At 41.8% G+C, this 20,228-nt stretch carries 22 protein-coding genes, 1 pseudogene and 1 other annotated feature; of the genes and pseudogenes, 6 read left to right on the top strand and 17 right to left on the bottom strand.

The genetic code is table 11. The features are described 5' to 3' along the window. Positions 1-77: 77 nt before the first annotated feature. A complete protein-coding gene (locus MHI08_RS12020; RefSeq protein WP_286098658.1) occupies positions 78-1,241 on the bottom strand; it encodes an acyl-CoA dehydrogenase family protein in 1,164 nt (387 codons plus the stop codon). Positions 1,242-1,385: 144 nt separating this feature from the next. Between MHI08_RS12020 and MHI08_RS12025 the strand changes: the two genes are divergently transcribed. Genes MHI08_RS12025 through MHI08_RS12040 form a run of 4 tightly spaced genes read left to right on the top strand, consistent with a single transcriptional unit; the run spans position 1,386 to position 4,428 of the window. Continuing rightward, the gene (locus tag MHI08_RS12025) at positions 1,386-2,150 is read left to right on the top strand and encodes an amino acid ABC transporter ATP-binding protein (RefSeq protein WP_342499649.1); all 765 of its coding nucleotides are present in this window, start codon (positions 1,386-1,388) and stop codon (positions 2,148-2,150) included. Continuing rightward, entirely contained in the window at positions 2,147-3,007 is an 861-nt protein-coding gene (locus MHI08_RS12030) for an amino acid ABC transporter substrate-binding protein (RefSeq protein WP_342499650.1), read from the top strand. Before MHI08_RS12025 ends, MHI08_RS12030 begins: the two co-directional genes overlap by 4 nt. Next, positions 3,004-3,702 carry an amino acid ABC transporter permease gene (locus tag MHI08_RS12035; RefSeq protein WP_025092844.1) on the top strand — a complete coding sequence of 233 codons (699 nt, stop codon included), beginning with the start codon at positions 3,004-3,006 and terminating at the stop codon, positions 3,700-3,702. Before MHI08_RS12030 ends, MHI08_RS12035 begins: the two co-directional genes overlap by 4 nt. A 12-nt stretch (positions 3,703-3,714) precedes the next feature. Next, on the top strand, positions 3,715-4,428 hold the full coding sequence (locus MHI08_RS12040) for an amino acid ABC transporter permease (protein ID WP_025092843.1): 714 nt from the start codon (positions 3,715-3,717) through the stop codon (positions 4,426-4,428). A gap of 36 nt (positions 4,429-4,464) precedes the next feature. On the opposite strand, the gene MHI08_RS12045 is transcribed toward MHI08_RS12040, so the two are convergent. From MHI08_RS12045 to MHI08_RS12075, 7 genes are all read right to left on the bottom strand, one after another. After that, positions 4,465-5,295 (bottom strand): manganese catalase family protein, encoded by an 831-nt coding sequence (locus tag MHI08_RS12045; protein ID WP_034622807.1) that lies wholly within the window; start codon positions 5,293-5,295, stop codon positions 4,465-4,467. A gap of 125 nt (positions 5,296-5,420) precedes the next feature. Beyond that, the gene (locus MHI08_RS12050; protein WP_025092841.1) at positions 5,421-6,461 is read right to left on the bottom strand and encodes a 2,3-butanediol dehydrogenase; all 1,041 of its coding nucleotides are present in this window, start codon (positions 6,459-6,461) and stop codon (positions 5,421-5,423) included. Between the two features lie 70 nt (positions 6,462-6,531). Continuing rightward, a complete protein-coding gene (locus MHI08_RS12055; RefSeq protein ID WP_342499651.1) occupies positions 6,532-7,752 on the bottom strand; it encodes an MFS transporter in 1,221 nt (406 codons plus the stop codon). Positions 7,753-7,804: 52 nt separating this feature from the next. Further along, positions 7,805-8,045: a binding site (T-box leader), on the bottom strand. Positions 8,046-8,123: 78 nt separating this feature from the next. After that, the gene (locus MHI08_RS12060; RefSeq protein ID WP_342499652.1) at positions 8,124-8,876 is read right to left on the bottom strand and encodes a glucose 1-dehydrogenase; all 753 of its coding nucleotides are present in this window, start codon (positions 8,874-8,876) and stop codon (positions 8,124-8,126) included. 41 nt (positions 8,877-8,917) lie between these two features. Further along, positions 8,918-9,691, bottom strand: a complete 774-nt coding sequence (locus tag MHI08_RS12065) for a methyltransferase domain-containing protein (protein ID WP_342499653.1) — start codon at positions 9,689-9,691, stop codon at positions 8,918-8,920. 98 nt (positions 9,692-9,789) lie between these two features. After that, positions 9,790-11,004: a formaldehyde dehydrogenase, glutathione-independent gene (fdhA, locus tag MHI08_RS12070; RefSeq protein WP_024423097.1), complete on the bottom strand. Its 1,215-nt coding sequence runs from the start codon at positions 11,002-11,004 to the stop codon at positions 9,790-9,792. 401 nt (positions 11,005-11,405) lie between these two features. After that, positions 11,406-12,008: a methyltransferase domain-containing protein gene (locus tag MHI08_RS12075; RefSeq protein ID WP_024427897.1), complete on the bottom strand. Its 603-nt coding sequence runs from the start codon at positions 12,006-12,008 to the stop codon at positions 11,406-11,408. A 319-nt stretch (positions 12,009-12,327) separates the two neighbouring features. Between MHI08_RS12075 and MHI08_RS12080 the strand changes: the two are divergent. Further along, a pseudogene (locus MHI08_RS12080) lies at positions 12,328-12,402 on the top strand (YjcZ family sporulation protein); the annotation flags it as partial. A 43-nt stretch (positions 12,403-12,445) separates the two neighbouring features. Here the strand turns inward: MHI08_RS12080 and MHI08_RS12085 are convergent. The 7 genes from MHI08_RS12085 to MHI08_RS12115 all read right to left on the bottom strand — a co-directional run bounded on the left by MHI08_RS12085 (position 12,446) and on the right by MHI08_RS12115 (position 17,126). Continuing rightward, the gene (locus MHI08_RS12085) at positions 12,446-12,601 is read right to left on the bottom strand and encodes a hypothetical protein (protein ID WP_223251019.1); all 156 of its coding nucleotides are present in this window, start codon (positions 12,599-12,601) and stop codon (positions 12,446-12,448) included. Positions 12,602-12,766: 165 nt separating this feature from the next. Continuing rightward, positions 12,767-12,901 (bottom strand): YrzI family small protein, encoded by a 135-nt coding sequence (locus tag MHI08_RS12090; protein WP_065214597.1) that lies wholly within the window; start codon positions 12,899-12,901, stop codon positions 12,767-12,769. Between the two features lie 448 nt (positions 12,902-13,349). Further along, the gene (locus MHI08_RS12095) at positions 13,350-13,580 is read right to left on the bottom strand and encodes a YrhC family protein (protein WP_034279976.1); all 231 of its coding nucleotides are present in this window, start codon (positions 13,578-13,580) and stop codon (positions 13,350-13,352) included. Between the two features lie 72 nt (positions 13,581-13,652). Continuing rightward, on the bottom strand, positions 13,653-14,801 hold the full coding sequence (locus MHI08_RS12100) for a bifunctional cystathionine gamma-lyase/homocysteine desulfhydrase (protein WP_024423100.1): 1,149 nt from the start codon (positions 14,799-14,801) through the stop codon (positions 13,653-13,655). A gap of 1 nt (position 14,802) precedes the next feature. Beyond that, on the bottom strand, positions 14,803-15,726 hold the full coding sequence (locus MHI08_RS12105; protein ID WP_103131907.1) for a cysteine synthase family protein: 924 nt from the start codon (positions 15,724-15,726) through the stop codon (positions 14,803-14,805). Between the two features lie 47 nt (positions 15,727-15,773). Then, positions 15,774-16,469, bottom strand: coding sequence for a 5'-methylthioadenosine/S-adenosylhomocysteine nucleosidase (gene mtnN / locus MHI08_RS12110; protein WP_342499654.1), 696 nt, complete (start codon positions 16,467-16,469; stop codon positions 15,774-15,776). A gap of 15 nt (positions 16,470-16,484) precedes the next feature. Further along, entirely contained in the window at positions 16,485-17,126 is a 642-nt protein-coding gene (locus MHI08_RS12115) for a class I SAM-dependent methyltransferase (protein WP_024423102.1), read from the bottom strand. Between the two features lie 186 nt (positions 17,127-17,312). Between MHI08_RS12115 and MHI08_RS12120 the strand changes: the two genes are divergently transcribed. Beyond that, positions 17,313-17,516 (top strand): YrzA family protein, encoded by a 204-nt coding sequence (locus tag MHI08_RS12120; RefSeq protein WP_024423103.1) that lies wholly within the window; start codon positions 17,313-17,315, stop codon positions 17,514-17,516. A gap of 218 nt (positions 17,517-17,734) precedes the next feature. Here the strand turns inward: MHI08_RS12120 and MHI08_RS12125 are convergent, their stop codons facing one another. Together MHI08_RS12125 and MHI08_RS12130 are read right to left on the bottom strand one after the other, a co-directional pair. Beyond that, positions 17,735-18,400, bottom strand: a complete 666-nt coding sequence (locus MHI08_RS12125) for a YrrS family protein (protein WP_342499655.1) — start codon at positions 18,398-18,400, stop codon at positions 17,735-17,737. 67 nt (positions 18,401-18,467) lie between these two features. Then, positions 18,468-20,210, bottom strand: a complete 1,743-nt coding sequence (locus MHI08_RS12130) for a penicillin-binding protein 2 (RefSeq protein WP_342499656.1) — start codon at positions 20,208-20,210, stop codon at positions 18,468-18,470. Positions 20,211-20,228 lie beyond the last annotated feature (18 nt).

Here is a 20,228-nt window from a genome sequence, read left to right on the forward strand (position 1 = left end):
GTGATGAGACATAAGGTACGCTTGTCCTCTTTTCTGCCAAATAAAAAAAGCCGGTTTCATCCGGCTTTCTGATCATATTAGCTTTCTTTTTTCTCTTCTATGGCCTGCCTCGCGATTTTTGAAATGGTCATATCATCCATTGGCGGGTTATGTAGCCCAGCACGAATATCTCGATAGTAACGCTGCAGCGGACAGTCTAGGCTCAAGCTTTTTGCACCGACTAAACGCATGGCTTTATCAACCACTTGCAGACTATGATTTACGACTGTATGCTTCACAGCACCGAATTCATTGATTAACAGCTCTCTTTTCTCAGGCTTTTCATACAATGTTGTCGTTGAATACATGACGTGGCGTGCTTGCTTTAATAGTAAATCAATTTCGCCAATCAGTGTTTGGACATTTGGCAGTTCGCTAATCGTTCCGCTGATACTGTTCGGTGAATGTGTGATGGCATACTGAACTGCATAATCTCTTGCCGCTTGCGCAATCCCCAAATAACAGGAAGGGATATGTGCGATCCAAGGGTTTAACGTACCGCCTCGAGGTCCTTTTTGCACTTCAACAAGCATATCCTCTGAAACCACAACTTGATCTAAGATTAAATCATGGCTTTCTGTTCCTCTCATGCCGACAACATCCCATGTTTCTTCTATAGAAACACCTTTTGTATCACGGTGAATTAAGAAAAATCCCATGGCTTCTTTTTCTTCGATCCATACGCCGACTAAAAAGTATGTGAGAGCTGGTGACATCGTAGTGAAAATTTTACGTCCGTTGATCACCCAGCGATCACCTGATTTCATCGCTGTTGTCCCAGGCTTGCCGCCTCTTGTTGGACTGCCTGTCTGCGCCTCACTTACAGCGCGGTTGACAAGGGCGCCCTTCTTCACTTCTTCCGCAAAGAATTGCAGCTGCTTCTCATTCCATAGTTTCTTTTCATAAATTTCACCAACAACTCCTTGGTGCCAGCCAATCGATAAGGCAGTCGCTCCGTCCATGCTGCCTAGGGTTTCTTGAAATAGAACCATATCCGTTACAGATTGACCCCCGCCTCCATATTCAGCGGGAAGAGACAGGGCTGTATATCCCATGTTTACTAATGATTCGATATTCTGTTTAGGAAAATAAGCGCCTTCATCATGTTTTTTTGCGTTTTGTTCGATCGTTTCACGAAGAGATTCCAGCTGATTAAGCCATGTTTTTTGAAAATCGGTATCGACAAATAATGCTTTAGACAAAACGTATCCAACTCCTCTGTTTCTCACAATCTATGATATCTCATTTTTCCAATCGGAATGAATAAAACACACTTTACTTATAGGATTTAATGTGTTAAATTTTATCAATATTAAGTACATCTGTCAAAGGAACGTGATGCTTTTATGATCTCAGCTACTAATCTACATAAATCTTATGGGCAGACCCATGTGTTAAAAGGCATTGATTTCACCGTACAAGAAGGTGAAGTGGTCGCAATTATTGGACCGAGCGGATCAGGAAAAACAACACTTCTCCGCAGTTTAAACAGCCTCGATATTCCAGACAAAGGAGAGCTGACTGTTGGAGAAGCCACGATTCAATTTGAACGGTATCATAAAAAAGATCTTTTAAAACTAAGGCAGCAATCTTCCATGGTATTTCAGCATTATCACTTGTTTCAAAATAAACGCGCACTTGAAAATATTACAGAGGGATTGATTGTGTCCCAAAACATGTCTAAAAAAGAAGCAGAAAAGGTTGGAGAGCATTTTTTAGAGCGGATTGGACTGCTTCATAAAAAAGATGCATTTCCAAGTGAATTATCTGGCGGTCAGCAGCAGCGGATTGGAATTGCCCGCGCTCTTGCGATGAATCCTGCGGTGCTTTTGTTTGATGAACCAACGTCCGCATTGGACCCAGAGATGGTCGGAGAAATCCTTGAAATGATCAAAGATATTGCGAGCCAAGGGATGACGATGGTCATTGTGACGCATGAAATTTCGTTTGCAAAAGACGTAGCGGATACGGTGATCTTTATGGCAGATGGAGAAATCGTTGAAAAAGGCTCACCAGAAGACGTCCTCATGAAGCCTCAGCATGAACGAACAAAACAATTTTTATCCAGGATTCATCGCGGAATGTGGCAAGGATCGGAGGAAGACATATGAAGCAAAAGACAGCATTCATGACAGCTGGTGTCCTTCTGATTCTCCTCTCTCTGATTGGCTGCAGCAGTGTGAAAACAACAACAGATGATGGAAAACAAATTGTGAAAGTCGCACTGAGTGCAGAGGTCAATCCACCCTTTTTAGCCACAAATGATCGAAACGAACCGATTGGCTATAACATTGATTATTTAAATGAAGTGGAAAAAAGACTTCCACATATACATTTTGATTACATATTTGGCGAGGAAGAAACCAATTTAATTGGTGTTGGCGCGGGGAAGTTTGAAATGGCAGCTAATTGGTTTTTCAGTAACCCTGAACGTGAAAAACGGTTTCTTTACCCTAAAGTTCCGTACGGCTATTCGATGACAGGATTAATTGTGAATGAATCAAACCGGGATATTCAATCGCTTGACGATATGACATCAAAAAAGCTCGCTCCTGTCAGTCCCAGCGGCGGATTGCGTTCAATATTAAATCAATATAATGAAGAACATGATCCAGATATTCCGCTGACAACCATTGAAAGCCCTTCAAATGAACTCAACTTAAAGCGTGTTGAAAGCGGACGGTCCGATGCGGCCTTTATGAATATTTCGACCTTCGATACCATTCAAAAGCATCTGAATCTGAAGGTCAAAGTGGGCGGGATCGTGTCAAAAGAGCCGATCTATCTTGTCTTACAGCCAAGTGAGAAGCAGCTTGCAGCAGACTTGGACCAGGTCACACAAGAGATGATTGATGATGGAACACTGCCTAAGCTTGCGAAAAAGTGGTTTGGGGTTGATTTCTTTCAAGATATTGACTACATCTCAGAGCAAGGCTATCAATATGAAGAAAGGAAGGAAGCGTCATGACGTTTACAGCTGGAGATTGGCTGCGAATTTTTTTACAGGTGCTTGAACGCCTGCCACTCACTTTTCTCATTATTGCGGTGTCATTGTTTTTCGCCATCATAATAGGGCTCTTATTTGCATGCATTCGTATAAAACAAATCCCAGTGCTAAAGCAATTGGCTGTTATCTATTTATCTTTTACACGAAGTACGCCATTAATTGTTCAGTTATTCTTAATTTATTTTGGACTTCCTCAGCTTTTACTTGTGGCAGGAATTCAAATCAATCATTGGGATCGTGTGTTATTTGTGATGATGACGTTCTCTTTACATACGGGGGCTTATTTATCTGAAGTTTTTCGCAGTGCGTATTCGTCTGTTGGGAAGGATCAGCTGGAAGCCGCCTACATTGTTGGGATGACAGATACACAGGCCTTGATCAGGATCATTATCCCGCAGGCCTTTCTCATTGCCCTGCCAAACCTCGGAAATTACACCATTGATCTTGTGAAAGACACGGCGATTGCCTTTACGATCGGACTCATCGATATTATGGGACAGGTGAAGATCATCTTAGGAAATAACTATGGAATCGGCATGTTTGAAGTGTATGTGATCATCGCGATTGTGTACTGGCTCATTTGTATGAGCATTGAACTAGTCACCATGCTGCTTGAAAAGAAATTTGTAAAAGGCCGTACCAGTCTGTCACGTTAAGGAGGCGATTTGATGCAAACCATTGATATTCCATTTGCGATTGACCAAGTACCACATATTCTAAAAGGTGTTCCTTTCACCTTATTAATTGCTCTTGTTTCCATGGCTGTAAGTCTTGTGATCGGATCTGTTTTTGCTTTCATTCGCCTCTTTCGCATCCCTGTACTTAGACAGCTTGTTACGCTCTACGTCTCCTTTTTTAGAGGAACGCCGCTTATTGTTCAACTGTTCGCTTTCTTTTATGGACTCCCTTTTCTTCTAACCAGTATGAACGGCACATTCGGACTGACCTTTCATCCGGATATGGTCTCCCCTTTAGCTGTGGCTCTTATTACCTTCAGCCTGCATTCAGCCGCTCATTTAACAGAGGTGGTCCGAAGTGCACTTCTGGCAGTAGACAAAGGGCAGCTTGAAGCGGCAAAAATTGTAGGCATGACCACACGTCAGGCGATGATACGCATTATTTTGCCGCAGGCATTTGTTGTGGCCTTACCAAACCTAGGCAATCAGCTCGTTCAGTTATTAAAAGCGACATCTCTTGCGTTTACAATTGGGGTACTCGAAATCATGGGTATTTCCCGGATCATTGCAAATGACGGCTATCAGTTTTTAGAAACTTATCTCGTCTCTGCTTTGATCTATTGGCTGCTGAGCATTGTTTTTGAATTAGCCTTTGCATTATTAGAGAAACGTGTCAGCGTATACGGAAGAACTCTCGGACGTTAAAAAGTCGATCAGGCACAAAAACCTGATCGACTTTTTTTATTCACCCTTTTTTGGTGTGTTAAACAGTTCTTTTGGTGCGGGTTTGAGCTTTGGTGCAGAGCCGAAAACGACAGGTGCAGAAATGTATCTGAACTCTCCTTTTCCATCCATGCTGCGGCCATGTGCCCATCTGCCTTGCTTACTTTCTTCCCCTCTTGAGAAATTAAACAAGTCATAAGATACTTGCTGTTTTTCTAATGAACGAGGGAAGGTGGTTGGTACGACGACATCCCCTTCTCGCTCTTCTAATTCTTTAATTGCAGCAAGCCACATATTTTGATGATATGTATCACGAGCAATGAGGAAGGAGAGCATATCTTTGACGCCGCGGTCATCTGTCATTTCGTAAAGTCTTGTGACCTGAAGACGGCCCTGGGCCTCTGCATTTAAATTGGCTCTGAAATCCGCCATTAAATTTCCGCTTGAAATGATGTATTTGGCATTCCACGGGTATCCTTGACTATCCGCTGCCATTGCCCCTAAACCGGCAACAATTGCATGCTGCGGGTTCATTCCGCCCATAACAGCCGCAAGTGCTGGATCACTTTGATACGCCTGTTCTTGGTCTTTGACGGGTGCATTATCTAATAAACGTGCGATCATCGTTGCCAGCATTTCGACATGACCAATTTCCTCGGTTCCAACATCAAATAACAGATCTCTATATTTTTGGTCTGCCCGGCAATTAAAGCCTTGAAATAAATATTGCATCATTACACTGATTTCACCATATTGACCGCCTAATACTTCTTGTAATTTCTTTGCATACACCGGATCAGGCTTTGAGGGCTTTGCTTCATATTGCAATTCTTTGATGTGATAAAACATGATGTCATCTCCCTTATCAAAAACATCTTTTCACTTATCACTATTCAACCGCAGCTCCCTTTATGAAAAAGATCTGAATACATAAAAAAAGAGAACGGCTTATGCCATCCTCTTTGTTATCTTACTTATTCAGCACTGACTAAAATTTTCACTTGATCTTTTTCATTGATTAATGCATGGAAGCCATCCTCGATCACATCGTCCAGCTTGATTTTTTTCGTGACGAGTGTATCTGCAGAGAAATAGCCTTTTCTCATTAAGTTTAATACAGATGGGAATACGTCTCTGTAGCCGATAATTCCTTTTACTGTACGTTCTTTAATGACAATGTCATTCGGCATAATTTCAGCGCCTTTTTCCCAAATGCTTACAATGACTGTTTCGCCTGAAATTCTAGTTGATTGGATTGCTTGCTTCAATACAACAGGTACACCTGTCACTTCAAAAGAAACATCGACGCCACCGTTTGTGCGGCTAGCAATTTCTTGAACAACATCTTCATACTGAGAAGGATCAACAATGATCGCTCCAAGCTCTTTTGCTTTCTCTTGACGTTCTTTTGATAATTCAACTGCATAAATATCAGTAGCACCAGCTGCTTTTAATGCTTCAATGACAAGTAAACCAATTGGTCCGCAGCCAAACACAGCCGCTGTATCCCCAGCTTGTACTTTACTAGAACGAACCGCATATAAAGCAACCGCAGAAGGCTCGACAAGCGCGCCTTGCTCATATGAGATTTCGTCTGGTAATAAATGAAGTAATTCTTCATCGACTGATACATATTCAGAGAATCCACCGCCGCCTCCGGCAAGTCCTAAAAAGCCCATGTTTTCATCTAAGTTATAAGCACCTTGATGTCCGTGAGTTGCAAAAATAGGTTCAACAACCACTCGGTCGCCTACTTTGTAATTGCTCACGCCTTCTCCTACTTCTACAACTTCACCAGAGAACTCGTGTCCCAGTGTAATTGGTGCTTTTTCTTTTGTAAGTGGATGAGGTTCATTCACAGGAATGAAGATCGGTCCGCCTAAATATTCATGTAAATCACTACCGCAAATGCCGCACCATTTTACTTTCAGTTTCACTTTTCCTGGAGCAACTGTTGGTTCATCAATTTCCTCTAGTCGAATGTCCTTTTGATCGTGCCAGCGTAGTGCTTTCATTTGTAAGACTCCTTTTCTCATCAATTTAATTAACTTACTTAAATAATGATAACATAATTTTTTTAATTTTCTAAGTAGGATGCACTATTTTTTTGACAGTCAATGGACGAAAGATGACAAAACATAACAATAGACAGATAAGAAGCATACATATACACCCAATGATGACGGAGATTCTGATCGATAAAATATGAGCGAGTCCGCCAAATATTCCTGTCATGGTCATCGTTAGAATAGCTTCAACCAAAGCATAAAAGCTGGCTACCCTCCCCATCACCTCTACAGGAATATTCGTTTGATAGAACGTCATAAATCCTGTGTTCGCAAATGCTAAAAAGAAGGCTAATATAAAAAATCCACCGGAGGCTGCAACTAGACTGCTGGAAAATGCATAAATAAGATAGCCAAACGCCACAAACAAACTGCCGATTCCAAGCATCAGCGAAACTGACAGCCTTTCAACAATGACCGAATTAAGACTTGCCCCTGCAATGATACCCGCTCCAGCTATACTGACAAGAAGGCCGTATTCTGTATCAGTCAGCATCAATACTTCTTTTGCAAAGGCTGTTTCAAGTGAGTCTATGGCCGTAGGAAGGACCGTTATCGCCGCACTAAATAATAAATATACCGTCATGATCTGGCGTGACGTCAGACTAAAACGCAGAACAAGCTTTGCATCCTCTTTTAACATTGAAAGGGAAAACCGCTTTTGGGCAGTATCTGTTTTGAGCAAATTCGGTAAACACATCGTTAACAGAGCAGATATCAACAGGCAGATGGCATTTACATAAATTGAAAGAACAGGAGTCCCAATGAGAAAGAGCAGACCTGCTGCTGCGGGCCCAAGTAAAAATCCACCGGATTGTAATAAAGAGCGAATGGCATTAAACCGTTTTCGGTTATCCGCCGGGATGAGTCCTGTCATATACACCATCGACGCTGGATGAAACATCGCTTGTGCCATCTGTATGAAAAACACCATGACATACAGAATGAACAGATGTCCTGAAAATAAGGCAAAAGGGATGCATGCAATGAGCAGAGCACGGGTAATATCTAAACTGATCATCACTTTCCGCTGATTCAGCCTCTCAATCAAACTGCCGGACCAGCTATTGGTCAAAAGAGCAGCAGCCGGTCTTAGCAAATAAACTGCTGTTACAGCAAGTACAGAGCCCGTTTCTTGAAAAATAAGCAGATGGAGGGCAATCATATAAATCCATTCTCCTATGTTCGCAATCCCGATAGCTCCAAGTAAAATACTCATATCCCGCCAATGTTTTTTCATCATTGTCCCCCCTATTTGTCATAAAAAAATCCCGCCCCCAAGACATGTCTGTCTTGAGGACGGGATTTACTCCGCGTTGCCACCTCAGTTCATTCATCTGTTGCCAGATGAACCTTAGCGGGTGATCATTCACCCTTCTCTGTAACGGGAGAAGTTCGCTGCACCACCATCCTAGGGAATCCGGTGCAGAGCTAAGAAGCTTGGTTCCATCATGCTTCCCAGCTCCTTCTCAGCTTCACGGAGTTCTCTGTGTGGGGCAGCTTTGATGTACTCTTCTCTATTTGCGCTGTGTCTTTTTTTCATCACGATCTTCAGCTGAATTGTTACATATTGTACTGCGCCTCGATCAAAGCGTCAATGTTTTTTTCATGTTAATCCGCATATATCATTTTTCTAGTCATGCCGCCATCTACGACCAAATCTGTGCCGGTCACAAATTGATTGTCTTCATCTGTTAAATAAAAACAGGCTTTCACAATATCCTTTGGCGTGCCGACTCGATTGGAAGGATGCTGCTGATGGTCAATTTCTCGAAGACTTTTCTCATCTTTCGTTTCAATCCATCCAGGGGAAATGCTATTTACCGTAATGTGATCCTGACTAAAAGAAACTGCCAAGGCATGAGTAAGCGCGGAAATGCCGCCTTTTGATGCAGCATATGCTTCTGTATGAGGCTCTGACATGGTCGCACGGGTAGATGAAATGTTCACAATGGAACCGCCGTTTGGATTCTCTTTGATATAACGTGCTGCTTCTCTAGCGCATAAAAAAGTCCCTCTTACATTTGTATGCAGCACATGATCCCACTCATCGACCGTTAACTCATAAGGCGATGCTGTGCACATGACGCCGGCATTATTAATGAGAATATCAATTGTTTTGCAGTGCTCCACCGCAAACGACATTAAGCGTTGAATATCCTTCTCCTGTTTCACATCTGTTTTAATGAAATAAACTTCAAAGGACTCTTTTCTCAGCTGCTCCTCCAAACGCTTCCCCTTCTCTTCATCTATATCCGCAAGCACCACACGCGCCCCTTCTTTTGCATAACCGCAGGCGATCGCTTCACCAATACCATTGGCTGCGCCTGTGATGATGACGGTTTTCCCTTTAAAATGTAGCATATGATTAATTCCTTTCAATGACTCGTATGAATGATTTACTTTTACCCTTTCCTGAAAAGAGCAATCCAGTCATCCACCTCTATTGATTCTATTTGATCCTCTGTCATGTTCAATCTATAATATTGCTTTATTTTCTCGTTAGCATCTAACATGTATTTTGTAACGATCTCTTCTTCCTTTAAAGTTTTCGTTGTTCGCTTGACCCATTCTTGAAAAGGGTAACGTTTTTTTCGTTCCATTGATCTTACTTCTTTTATTCCCTCTTTATAAAACAATTCCCGCCATTGTTCTGTAGATAGACAGGACACATGACTTGGGTCTCTCAATCTTTCCAGCTCATTGATAAATAGTGCAAGCTCTTCATCATTTGGCGAAACATTATCAATAAAGAAAAACAGACCATTTGACTTTAATACGCGAGATGCCTCTTTGGCAAACTGTTCAGGGTGCGGGAAATGGTGTGCTGCAATTCGGCATGTGACCATATCAAATGTGCCATCTAAAAAAGGAAGGCTTTCTGCATCCGCTACTACATAAAAAATTTGTGGATACGCTTTTAAATGAAGTGATGTATGCGAAAGCATCTCTTTCGTTAAATCCGTCGCAAATACTTGATTCACATATGGAGCCAATGCTTTTGCGGTATGCCCGCCACCAGTTGCTATATCGAGGACGGTCCAGCTTTCTTTTGGAGCTGTCCATTCAACAATTAGATCCAGGTCTGCTCCCTTTGCATGAGTTTGACTCGTCACATACTTTTCTGCATTTCTCCCAAATTGTTCTACAACCCTTCTTTTGGCTTGATCTGAATTCATCTAATTCCTCCCCCTTGAAATGGATTTGTATATTCTATGTGATTTTCCACAATAAAGAGCCGTCCCATTTTATTGAGCGGCTCCTTTCATGTTAAAAATTATCGAGAAAGCATCCCGTGCGGGTCAATGACAAATTTCTTCGCCACACCCGAATCAAAGTCACTATATCCTTTAGGGGCTTGATCAAGGTCAATGACGGTCGCATTGACGGCTTTAGCGATCTGTGCTCTGCCGCTTAAAATGGATTTCATTAGACTGCGATGATATTGCATAACAGGGGTTTGACCTGTCACAAAGGTATGAGCTTTCGCCCAGCCAAGTCCAATTCGCACTTTCAGAGAACCGACTTTTGCATCGGCATCCACTGCTCCTGGATCTTCTGTGACATAAAGCCCTGGAATTCCAAGCTTGCCGCCAACTTTAGTAATATCCATAATCGTATTTAAAACAGTTGCTGGTGCTTCTCCCTGGTCTCCATGACCCGAAGCTTCAAAGCCGACACAATCGACGGCACAATCAACTTCTGGCTCCCCTAAAATATTCGTAATTTGTTCGCCGATTCGATCATGTTTTCGTAGATTGATCGTCTCACAGCCGAAGCTTCTTGCCTGTTCCAGTCTTTGCTCATTCAGATCTCCAACAATCACAGCAGATGCGCCAAGAAGCTGAGCCGAATGTGCTGCTGCAAGACCTACTGGCCCAGCACCTGCAATATATACGGTCGAACCAGGCTTTACTCCAGCCGTATAAGCACCATGAAAACCTGTCGGGAAAATATCGGAAAGCATCGTGAGATCAAGTATTTTTTCCATCGCTTGATCTTTGTCTGGAAATTTGAGCAGTTGAAAATCTGCATATGGAACCATGACATACTCGGATTGGCCGCCAACCCATCCGCCCATATCTACATATCCATAGGCAGAGCCTGGGCGGTCCGGGTTTACATTTAAGCACACATGGGTTTTTTGTTCCTTACACATGACGCAGCGTCCGCATGCAATATTAAACGGAACGGACACGAGATCTCCTTTTTGAATAAACTCCACATCTCGCCCAACTTCCACGACTTCACCTGTAATTTCATGACCAAGGACAAGTCCTTCAGGTGCAGTCGTACGCCCTCTCACCATGTGCTGATCACTTCCGCAAATATTCGTCGTCACTACTTTTAAAATGACGCCATGCTCACATTTGCGCCCCACATTGGCTTTAGGTACACCCGGGCCGTCTTTTAAGACCAAATCAGGGTATCCAATATCCTCAACTGCTACTTTTCCTGCTCCTTTATAAACGACACCTTTGTTTCCCGACATGATTTCATTCCTCCCTTTTGTTTAAAAATGAAGTCTCTACAATTTTCTCTATTTCTTAAGCAATTTCCTTCTTCAAACAGCACATTATGTGAAAAAGAGGGAGGCACATGTCTATGTGAGAAAGAAAAATGTGTCTTTCAGCGAAATAAAAAAGAAAATATTGAAAAAAAAGCTAAACTTTTGCAGAACGGTGTCGATATAAGAAATAAGCCAGACAGGTATCCTTAATCGACAAACAAATTCCTTATATATACTATCATTCCTTACACACCTGGCTGGCGCCTATATCACATACAAAAGGCTCTTCTGATGAAGAACCTTTTTTTATTGCAGGCAAAGAGGCTCCTCTGACGAAGAGCCTCTTTTTTGAGTGCTTGTTCATTACCTGGGAAATATTTTCATCATTTTAAGGCTTTGATACAGATGTATGTATCATAGTGATAAACCGAGACTTCTCTAAAGTGATATGCTGAAAACAGACGGCTGATCTCTTCTTCACTGTACGATGAAAAAGATGTTGACCGTTTTTGTTCGTTGATCAGCTCCTGCTTTTGGAAAGATAAAAATACTTCTCCATCCACTTGAAGGACGCGGTACACTTCCTTCATGACTTGCTCAATATCCTTCAAGTAATAGATCGTCTGCACCGTAAATAATTTATTGAATGATCTGTCTTCAAAAGGTAATTGCTCAGCCTTACCAAGCGTAATGACGGCTTTGTCCTGTTCCGCAAGCTTCTTATGTTTTCTTTTTGCATATTTAATCATATGGCGAGAGGCATCCACTCCATATACTTTTCCGCGGTCAAGTTTTTCAGCTACCTTTGATAAGGTGATGCCTCTTCCAGTCCCAATTTCTAAAATTCGGTCATTTTCTTGTATATTTAAGAGTTGAATCGTCCATTCATTGATATTATGATGATTTTTTTCCATATAGCGGGCAACCCATTTTGAGAACAAGCCTTTTGGTTCCCTCATTTGTTTTCCAATCCAGCTTTGAATCAATGTTAACACCTGCTTTTCACCAGTAAATAAAACTATTTACAAATTTTCTTACTTTTCATATCGGCTCTCACCTAACAAAAATTAAGACCTAGTCCTAATTTATTTGTCTTTTATAAGACGCTCCTTTTCAGAAAATGTTTCGCAGAAAGTGAAAATTTTTTTAACCTGAATAGGCGTTTTCATTATTTGTGCTCAGATTGATTTCGTTTTCTGCATGAGCTGCATAATTTATAAATGTATCTTGATTAGATAAAGGTGGTGCTAGATTATGGGCTTTGGCGGTTATTCTGGAGGCTACTGCGGTGGCTACGGTGGCGGTTTTGCAGGCGGATTCGCATTGCTTGTTGTACTGTTCATTTTGTTGATCATCATTGGTGCAAGCTGGATTTGCTAACGTAAAAGGAGCAGGAAACGTCATGGTTTCCTGCTCCTTTTCTTTAATACCAATAAGTCCGGTACTGATACATATAACGTCTGAGCATTTCCTCTTGCTCTCTTTGCATGCGGTATGGATTGCCGTATCCGTGCTTTAAGGAATGCGGAATAGATGCATACCCGTGCCCCACAGACGGAAATCTCATATATGGTGACATCGACATTCATTGATCACCTCACAATCACCTTTTACGGTATCATATGTGCAGGTGATCAATGTGGAGCGTGTCTAAACCTGGTCCTTCTCCATCGTATAACAATCAAGCATTGCAAGCATCATAAACATGTCAATCTCCTCCTTTTCACATTTTTCATTTCCTGTTTTAGTTCATATACTTTAGTTGTTTCTGTTTCATTTCTTCATAAATTGTTTCGACTTCTTGTTCGTAAAGAACGGTCTCAATGTCCTTGTATTTCCGCTTAATCGTCAAAGTAATAAAAAATAAATGGATTGTCATATACGCTCACCTCCCTTCAGTTCGCAGCACGCGAAATAGCCCGCAGATCTTCTTTATCAGTTGACCTGCGGGCACACAAAAATGCAGATCAAAAGACAGTGTCTTCCAACCTGCAATGGATGATACGTGTGAAATCCTCGTTTACTTAAACAGTTTTGAAGCGTGCACCGTATAAGGCAAAGGAAGGACACGAACTCTTCCACAGGCTGATGACATGATGAAATTGTTGGTTGAATTGATCACAAGTAGATACGAATAACATATTCTTCAGCCTCCTTTACGTTTTTTTAATTACTTTGTAAGTATATCCAGCAAGCACCCTTTTGTAAACCTGTTTTTAGTAATATAGATGAATTTTGTGTTTTTGACTAAATTTCTACAGTTATTCTTGTCCGATTATCCAATACAATAAAAAAAGCCTCCTCAGGCAAATGAGGAGGCTTTCGAATTAATCTTCATCTAATTCTTGCAGTTTCTTTTGAAAGAAAATCGCGCGTTTAACACAAACAAAAGCTGCTAATAAGAAAACACAATCTATTCCCATCATCAGCATTTTTGGAGATGCTTCGATGTGCTGGTTCGGTAAGATCGTACCAATATATAAAAAGGTGCTGACAGCAAGCAAAATAAAAGCGTACTGCTTGTAATCTGTCACTAAATCACTCCACTTTTTCTTCACTTGTTTCACCTTCCAGTTATCAATGTCTATTCATAGCTTAACATAGTGAGAGAAAGCGAGGAGCATGTAAATCTATCCATTCGCCAGTGCGCTTAGTCCTTGCTTGATATCATGTAGTAAATCATCCACATCTTCAATTCCGACGGAAATACGAATTAAACCATCTGTGATGCCAAGCTCCTCCCGGCGGTCTTTTGGAATGGACGCATGGGTCATCCGGGCAGGGACAGAAATTAAGCTTTCAACCGCTCCAAGGCTTTCTGCGATTGTAAACAGCTTAAGTTGGCTCAAAAATACATCGACATGTTCTTCTTTTCCAATATCAAAAGAGATCATGCCGCCGAAGCCGGATGCTTGTGTTTTCGCAAGTTCATGTCCAGGGTGAGTATCGAGACCTGGATAATAAACACGTGTGACGGCTGCATGTTGCTTTAAAAACTCAGCGATTTTCTGTGCATTTTGTTGATGTGCTTCCATTCGTAGTCCAAGCGTTTTCATCCCTCTCATGAGAAGCCATGAATCCTGCGGTCCAAGAATTCCGCCTGTCGAGTTTTGAACAAAGTGCAGTTCTTCTCCAAGCTCTTTCGTCGCTGTGACGACAAGCCCACCTACAACATCACTATGGCCGCCTAAATACTTAGTCGCACTGTGCAAGACAATGTCTGCGCCATATTCAATCGGCTTTTGGAAATACGGTGTGAAAAATGTATTGTCGACAATCATCAAGATGTTGGCTTCCTTTGTCAATTCGCCGATGGCTTTTAGATCCGTCATTTTGAGTAAAGGATTGGTTGGCGATTCAATGTAAACGGCTTTTGTTTCAGGTAAAATGGCTTTTTTCACTGCTTCAGGATCACTTGTGTCAACAAAGGTTGCAGTAATGCCAATGCGGTTTAGCACCTTTGTGATGACGCGGTAGGTTCCGCCGTACACGTCATCTGTCAGCACAATATGATCTCCGCTGTTAAACAGCATCATCACAGCCGTAATGGCTGCCATCCCTGAACCAAATGCGTAGCCGCTTGCTCCTCCTTCAAGATCACGAATGACTGTTTCCAGGGCAGTTCTTGTTGGATTTGCTGTTCTGGAGTATTCATACCCCGTATGTTCGCCTGCTTTCGGCTGCTTATAAGTACTTACTTGGTAAATCGGCACAGACACGGCGCCTGTTCTTTCATCACCCGTTGTTCCGCTGTGAATCATCATTGTTTTTGGTTTCATGCTATTTTCCTCCCTCATAAATTCCTTTACTTAAATATCGCTCACTGCTGTCAGGAAAAATGGTGACAATGACTGTCCCAGGTGCTGCTTTCTTTGCTTCCTCTAAAGCGGCATATAAAGCGGAACCAGAAGAGCTGCCGATGAGAATACCTTCTTTTTCAGCTGCTTCTTTCACCATTTGAAACGCATCATCATCACTGACAGTGTAAATCTCATCAAATAAAGCCTGCTCCATATAATCTGGGATAAATTCAAGGCCAATTCCTTCCGTTCTATGCGGACCCGGGTCCCCTCCATTTAAAATTGATCCTTCAGGCTCCACAACCACTGTTTTTAACGACTGATTCTGCTCTTTTAAATAGGCGGCACAACCTTGAAAAGTTCCGCCAGATCCTGCTCCCGCCACGAATACATCGATATTCCCTTTTAAGTCGGACCATAATTCGGGACCGAGCGTTCTGTAGTAAGTCAATGGATTTACTTGGTTTTTAAATTGTAAAACACAATAGGCATTGTCAAGGCTTGCCTCTAATTCAAGGGCTCGATCAATCGCACCCTTCATGCCTTCTTTTCTCGGCGTATGAATAATCTCTGCACCGAGCGCCTTCATCAGTTGTTGTTTTTCTTGACTAAAATGTTCTGGTACACAAAAAATGGTCTGCAATTGATGCTTTCTTGCACTTAGGGCAAGCCCAATTCCTGTGTTTCCAGCAGTGGCTTCAATAATAGTTCCGCCTGGACGCAGTTTGCCAGATGCTAATGCTTCTCTGATGAGCATGTCACCTAAACGATCCTTAATACTTCCACCTGGATTCATCATCTCAAGCTTTGCATACACCTCAACGCCTTCTGGGACGCCAATCCCTGACAGCTTTAAAAGCGGTGTGCGGCCAATTAATTCAGTAATATCCTTTATGACAGCCATATATTTCCCTTCCTTTGTATGGAAAAGAAGGGGGGGAACCCCTTCTTTTATTGTGTTTGCTTTATCATACGCAAGACAAGATTGGTTGAGTGAATCGCTGCTTGCTCAAGGAATTGATCAAAGGAAATATTGGATTCTTTCCCTGCAATATCTGATAGCGCTCGAACGACAACAAATGGCGTACCAAAGAGCTGGCAGACTTGTGCAACAGCTGCGGCTTCCATTTCCACCGCATATAGCTCTGGAAACTTCTCTCTCACAAACGCTACACGATCCGGATCATTCATAAACGAATCTCCTGTTGCAATCGTTCCTTTTGCCACTTGAATATGATCAATTTCTAAAGCAGATTCTTCTGCCAGCTTCACAAGCTTTTCATCTGCAATGAAAGCAGCTGGAAGTCCCGGCACTTGTCCATATTCGTAATCAAAGATGGTCACATCTACATCATGATGTCTCACATCAGTAGAGATGACAATATCACCTACATTTAATGAGTGATGGAAACCGCCAGCAGATCCTGTATTGATCACATAATCTGGCTGAAAGCGGTCAAGCAGTAATGTTGTGCTGACCGCTGCATTTACTTTTCCAATCCCTGATTTTAATAAAATCACTTCTTTATCTTCATAAACACCTGTTGTAAATTCACACCCAGCGATGTTTTCTTGTGTAGCCTTTTTTAGTTGATCTCTTAAAATCGTCACTTCTTCTTCCATTGCACCTATAACTGCGATTTTCAAATCAAAAACATCCTTTCATTCCCTTTTCTTCGCTTCTACGATCCAAACAAAATCATTCATTTGATGAAAGGACGTGCTAAAACCTTCTTCTTCAAAGATTTGCTTTAGCACATCAATGGATGGATAATATTCCGTTTCTAAATCCTCTGCAAGCTGATCGAACCCTGCGGCTCTCGCTTTGTCGATCTGAGCTTGATGTGCTGCTTGATTTTGAAACATTGTATCAGCAAAAACTATTTTACCATCTGAGTGAAGGATGTTGCTATAGGTGTGAATGGCTTGTTTTTTTTCTTCATCCGTTAAATGGTGGAATGCATATGAACTGACGATCGTATCTGGCTCAAAAGGCGGCGCTGGAAATGATAAAAAATCCCCATCATGAAATAGATCTGGCAGTCCTTTTTGAAGAGCCGCTTTCTTCATGGCATCTGATGGTTCAACACCAAACACGTTTTTATCAGCTGCAAGGAGCAGCGCTGTTAGATTCCCCGTACCGCTTCCAAACTCAAGAACATTTTGGCCTGAAAGGCGGACAATCTCTTTTAAAATAGCCGGATACCGGCGAAACACTTCTTTATACTGCTCGTCATGACCACTTACCGTGTCGTCATAAGAGTCAGCCCAATGATCAAATAAAGAAAGAAATTCACGTCCCATTTTCTTTCCCTCCACTTTATCTATTTATTCCTATGCGTATAGTATGTTTTATTCCGTCGAACAGTTCCTATCCTACCACAACTTCTGTTTCTTTCCTACTAAAAAATACTGGGAGAGACAGAAAAACATTTGCCCTTCTGAGGGAGAGAGATTAAGATGAATGAAGAGTATAGAGAGGTGAATCAAATGGATTTTCAGCTGGATTTTTTAAAGGATAAAATAGAATTTTTTGAAGCAACATCTTTAAAAGAACTTGAACAAAAGATCCAAAAACAAATTGAACATAATCAGGCGATTCTGCTGACTGTTCATTCTGTCAGTCATCAAACGACTGTGATTGATGAGCGGATTTTGTATACAGCAGTTGTTCATTTTAAAGCAAATGTTTAAACAAAAAAGATAGCATATCTGCTATCTCAGCGTGTAGACAAACCCTCGCATTCGTTGTCAGTTCTGCGTGCCGGTGCTCACGAATGTCAAATTCGCTCCGCTCCGGTACTCGTCCTTCCTAGACTGCAAAGGTTTTCTATCACGCTGAAAAGAAGACAAAGGGCTAAAATAAACATCATTTTAGCCCTTTGTCAACAATCTGCTATCTTTTTTCGTGTTTATCTTAATTTTTCAACCTTCACAGGTTTCCAGCCTTTTTCATCTACCCACGTAATTTCCACGCGGTAGCGTTCACCTGTTGATTTATCACGGATGGTTCCTTTTGCATCTTGAGGACCTCCGTTATTTCCTAACCAAAGAACGGTCATTTGATCTTCTGAAATTCCTGTCGCATAGGACATGGCTTTGATCATTTCTTTCCAGTCTTTTGAGCTGGAATCATAGGTTGCTGTATGTGAACCGGATTGCTCTGTTCCTACAGGCTCCCAGTCATCGTTTTCGTATGTTTTGTCGACGTCACTTGTTTTGCCACCATCTGTTTCTTTGGCGTCTTTTAACGCATCTTTATTAGGTTTTTCTTCATCATCTGTCTTCTTCGTATCGTCGTCTTGATCAGATGAGTCGTCTTTTTTTGCATCTGAATCATCGGATGTGTCTTTCTTTGGATCTTTCACATCTTCTTGTGAGTTTTGTTTATTTTCACTTGTTGCAGGTGCCGTTTTTGATGGTGCATCCGCTACATCAGGATCTTTCGGCTTATTAAAAATTAACAAACTCGATGCGACAACCAAAATAAGCACCACAACGATACCAATTAATATGTTAAGCACCATATTTGCCTTTCTGCGCTTATCACGATGTTCAAATCGAGAATTTCTACTCAAAATCTCTGCACTCCTTTGCCTCTGTTCCCTAAGTCGTTACTATTCTAACATGTCATGAAGGGATGTTCTATGTCTGTTTCTTTTCAATTTCATTGACCTTTTTTACAATATCATAAAACGCATCATTTGTCTTAGCCCGGCCACTTGTCTCATCAAGGTGAACAACAACAAGGGCGTATTTTGGTTTTTCTACCGGAAAGTATCCAGCAAACCACTTATGATAAAGCGGATTCCCCTTTTTGTCTTGACTGCCGGTTTGGGCAGTACCTGATTTTCCCGCTACATCGTATGGCAAATCTTGAAACCTTCTTCCGGTTCCCTTGTCAGAGGTCACCACCTGTCTTAAGAATTTTTGCAGCTTTTGAGCTGTATAGCGGTCTATGCTGCCCCCTTCAGGCCGTTTGTTTTGAAAGGACAGCATCGTTGTTCCGTTTTGATACAGCACTTTTTCTGCGATTTTCACTTCTTTTCGTTCTCCTCCTCTTGCGATCGTAGCCATCATATTCGCGATTTGCAGAGGCGTCGTTTTCACATTTTTTTGTCCTATTGCGGTTTGTGCAATGGCTTTTTTGACATGCTTGTCTCTTTTATCTCCCCACACACTGCCTGTTTCTTCACGATCAAACTGTTTGAAGTGCTGCTTATGATAGACATCCCCTTCCCAGCCAGCTCGATCTATGAGTCCAAGCTTTGCAGCCGTCTTTTCGATGATTTGATCATCTGTTTGAATGAGCCTATCAGCAAGTGTCGCAAAGGTATAATTGCAGCTCTCTGAGAAACTGTCCGTCAGATTCAGCACTTCCTGTTTTCCTTCAGGCTCTCCATATAAATTCTTTCGACAGTCATACATGGTTTGTGGCTGGTCAAGGTTTTTTTCGATTGCTGCGGCAAGCACAGCCGTTTTAAAGACTGAGCCTGGAGCAATCGCTGTCAGCATGTAATTTCTTGCCTCATGCCGGTTTTTACTTGTGACATTTGGGGTACTCGCCATCGCGAGTACACTGCTGCTTTCAATGTCGAGCAGAACGGCACCGCCTTTTTCAACGCCTTGTTCTTTGAGCACCTTCTCCATTTCAGCCTGCATGTCTTCATCTATTGTTGTCTGCACCTGAAGTGGATAAAAGGAATGAGCTTCTGCTGTATATTTGACGTCCATACCGAACAAAGGGTTTCCCCTTCCGTCCACATGATATAACAATTTTGTGTCTTGCTCGGGTAATAGAAATTCGTCAAAGGTGCTTTCCAGCCCAAATGTGCCGATTTCAGTACGTATGGAAAGCTCTTTTTTGTCAGGATAACGCTTTCTCAATAGTTCTGGATTTTCGCTTGTGAAACCTAATGTGTGGAGGGCAAGTCTTTTTTTGCCCTTCTCTTTCATATATACGCCGTACACACCTGAATATTTCATATCATTGATGTCTTTCAGCTTTTTTTTCGTGATGTCATCTTTTAAAATGAGAGGTTTTTTCGTTTCTGTTAACTGTTTTTTCAGTTCATCCTCTTCCATCTCAAGAATAGAGGCGGTTTGCTGTAAGCGTGGAAGATCATATTGCAGGAAAGGAAATAAGATAACCGCAGGCTGTTCTTTTGTAAGAAGTGCTTGGCCGTTTCGATCTAAAAACTCACCGCGCCCGTCTGAAATAACGACTTCTTCTGTTCGCTGTTTGACACTTTCTTGTATTAAATTGATATCAAGCTTTGAAAACGATTCTGTGAAAAACAGCTGAATTTCTGCCAGTCTCATCAGAAGACCGAGCAATAGTATAAAAATAATCGCACCTGTCCATTGAATTCTTCTTTTTTTGCGCATAAAAACACCTCGTCCCTA

This window comes from Bacillus sp. FSL M7-0791 (genome assembly GCF_038627085.1).
GTDB lineage: Bacteria > Bacillota > Bacilli > Bacillales > Bacillaceae > Bacillus > Bacillus safensis.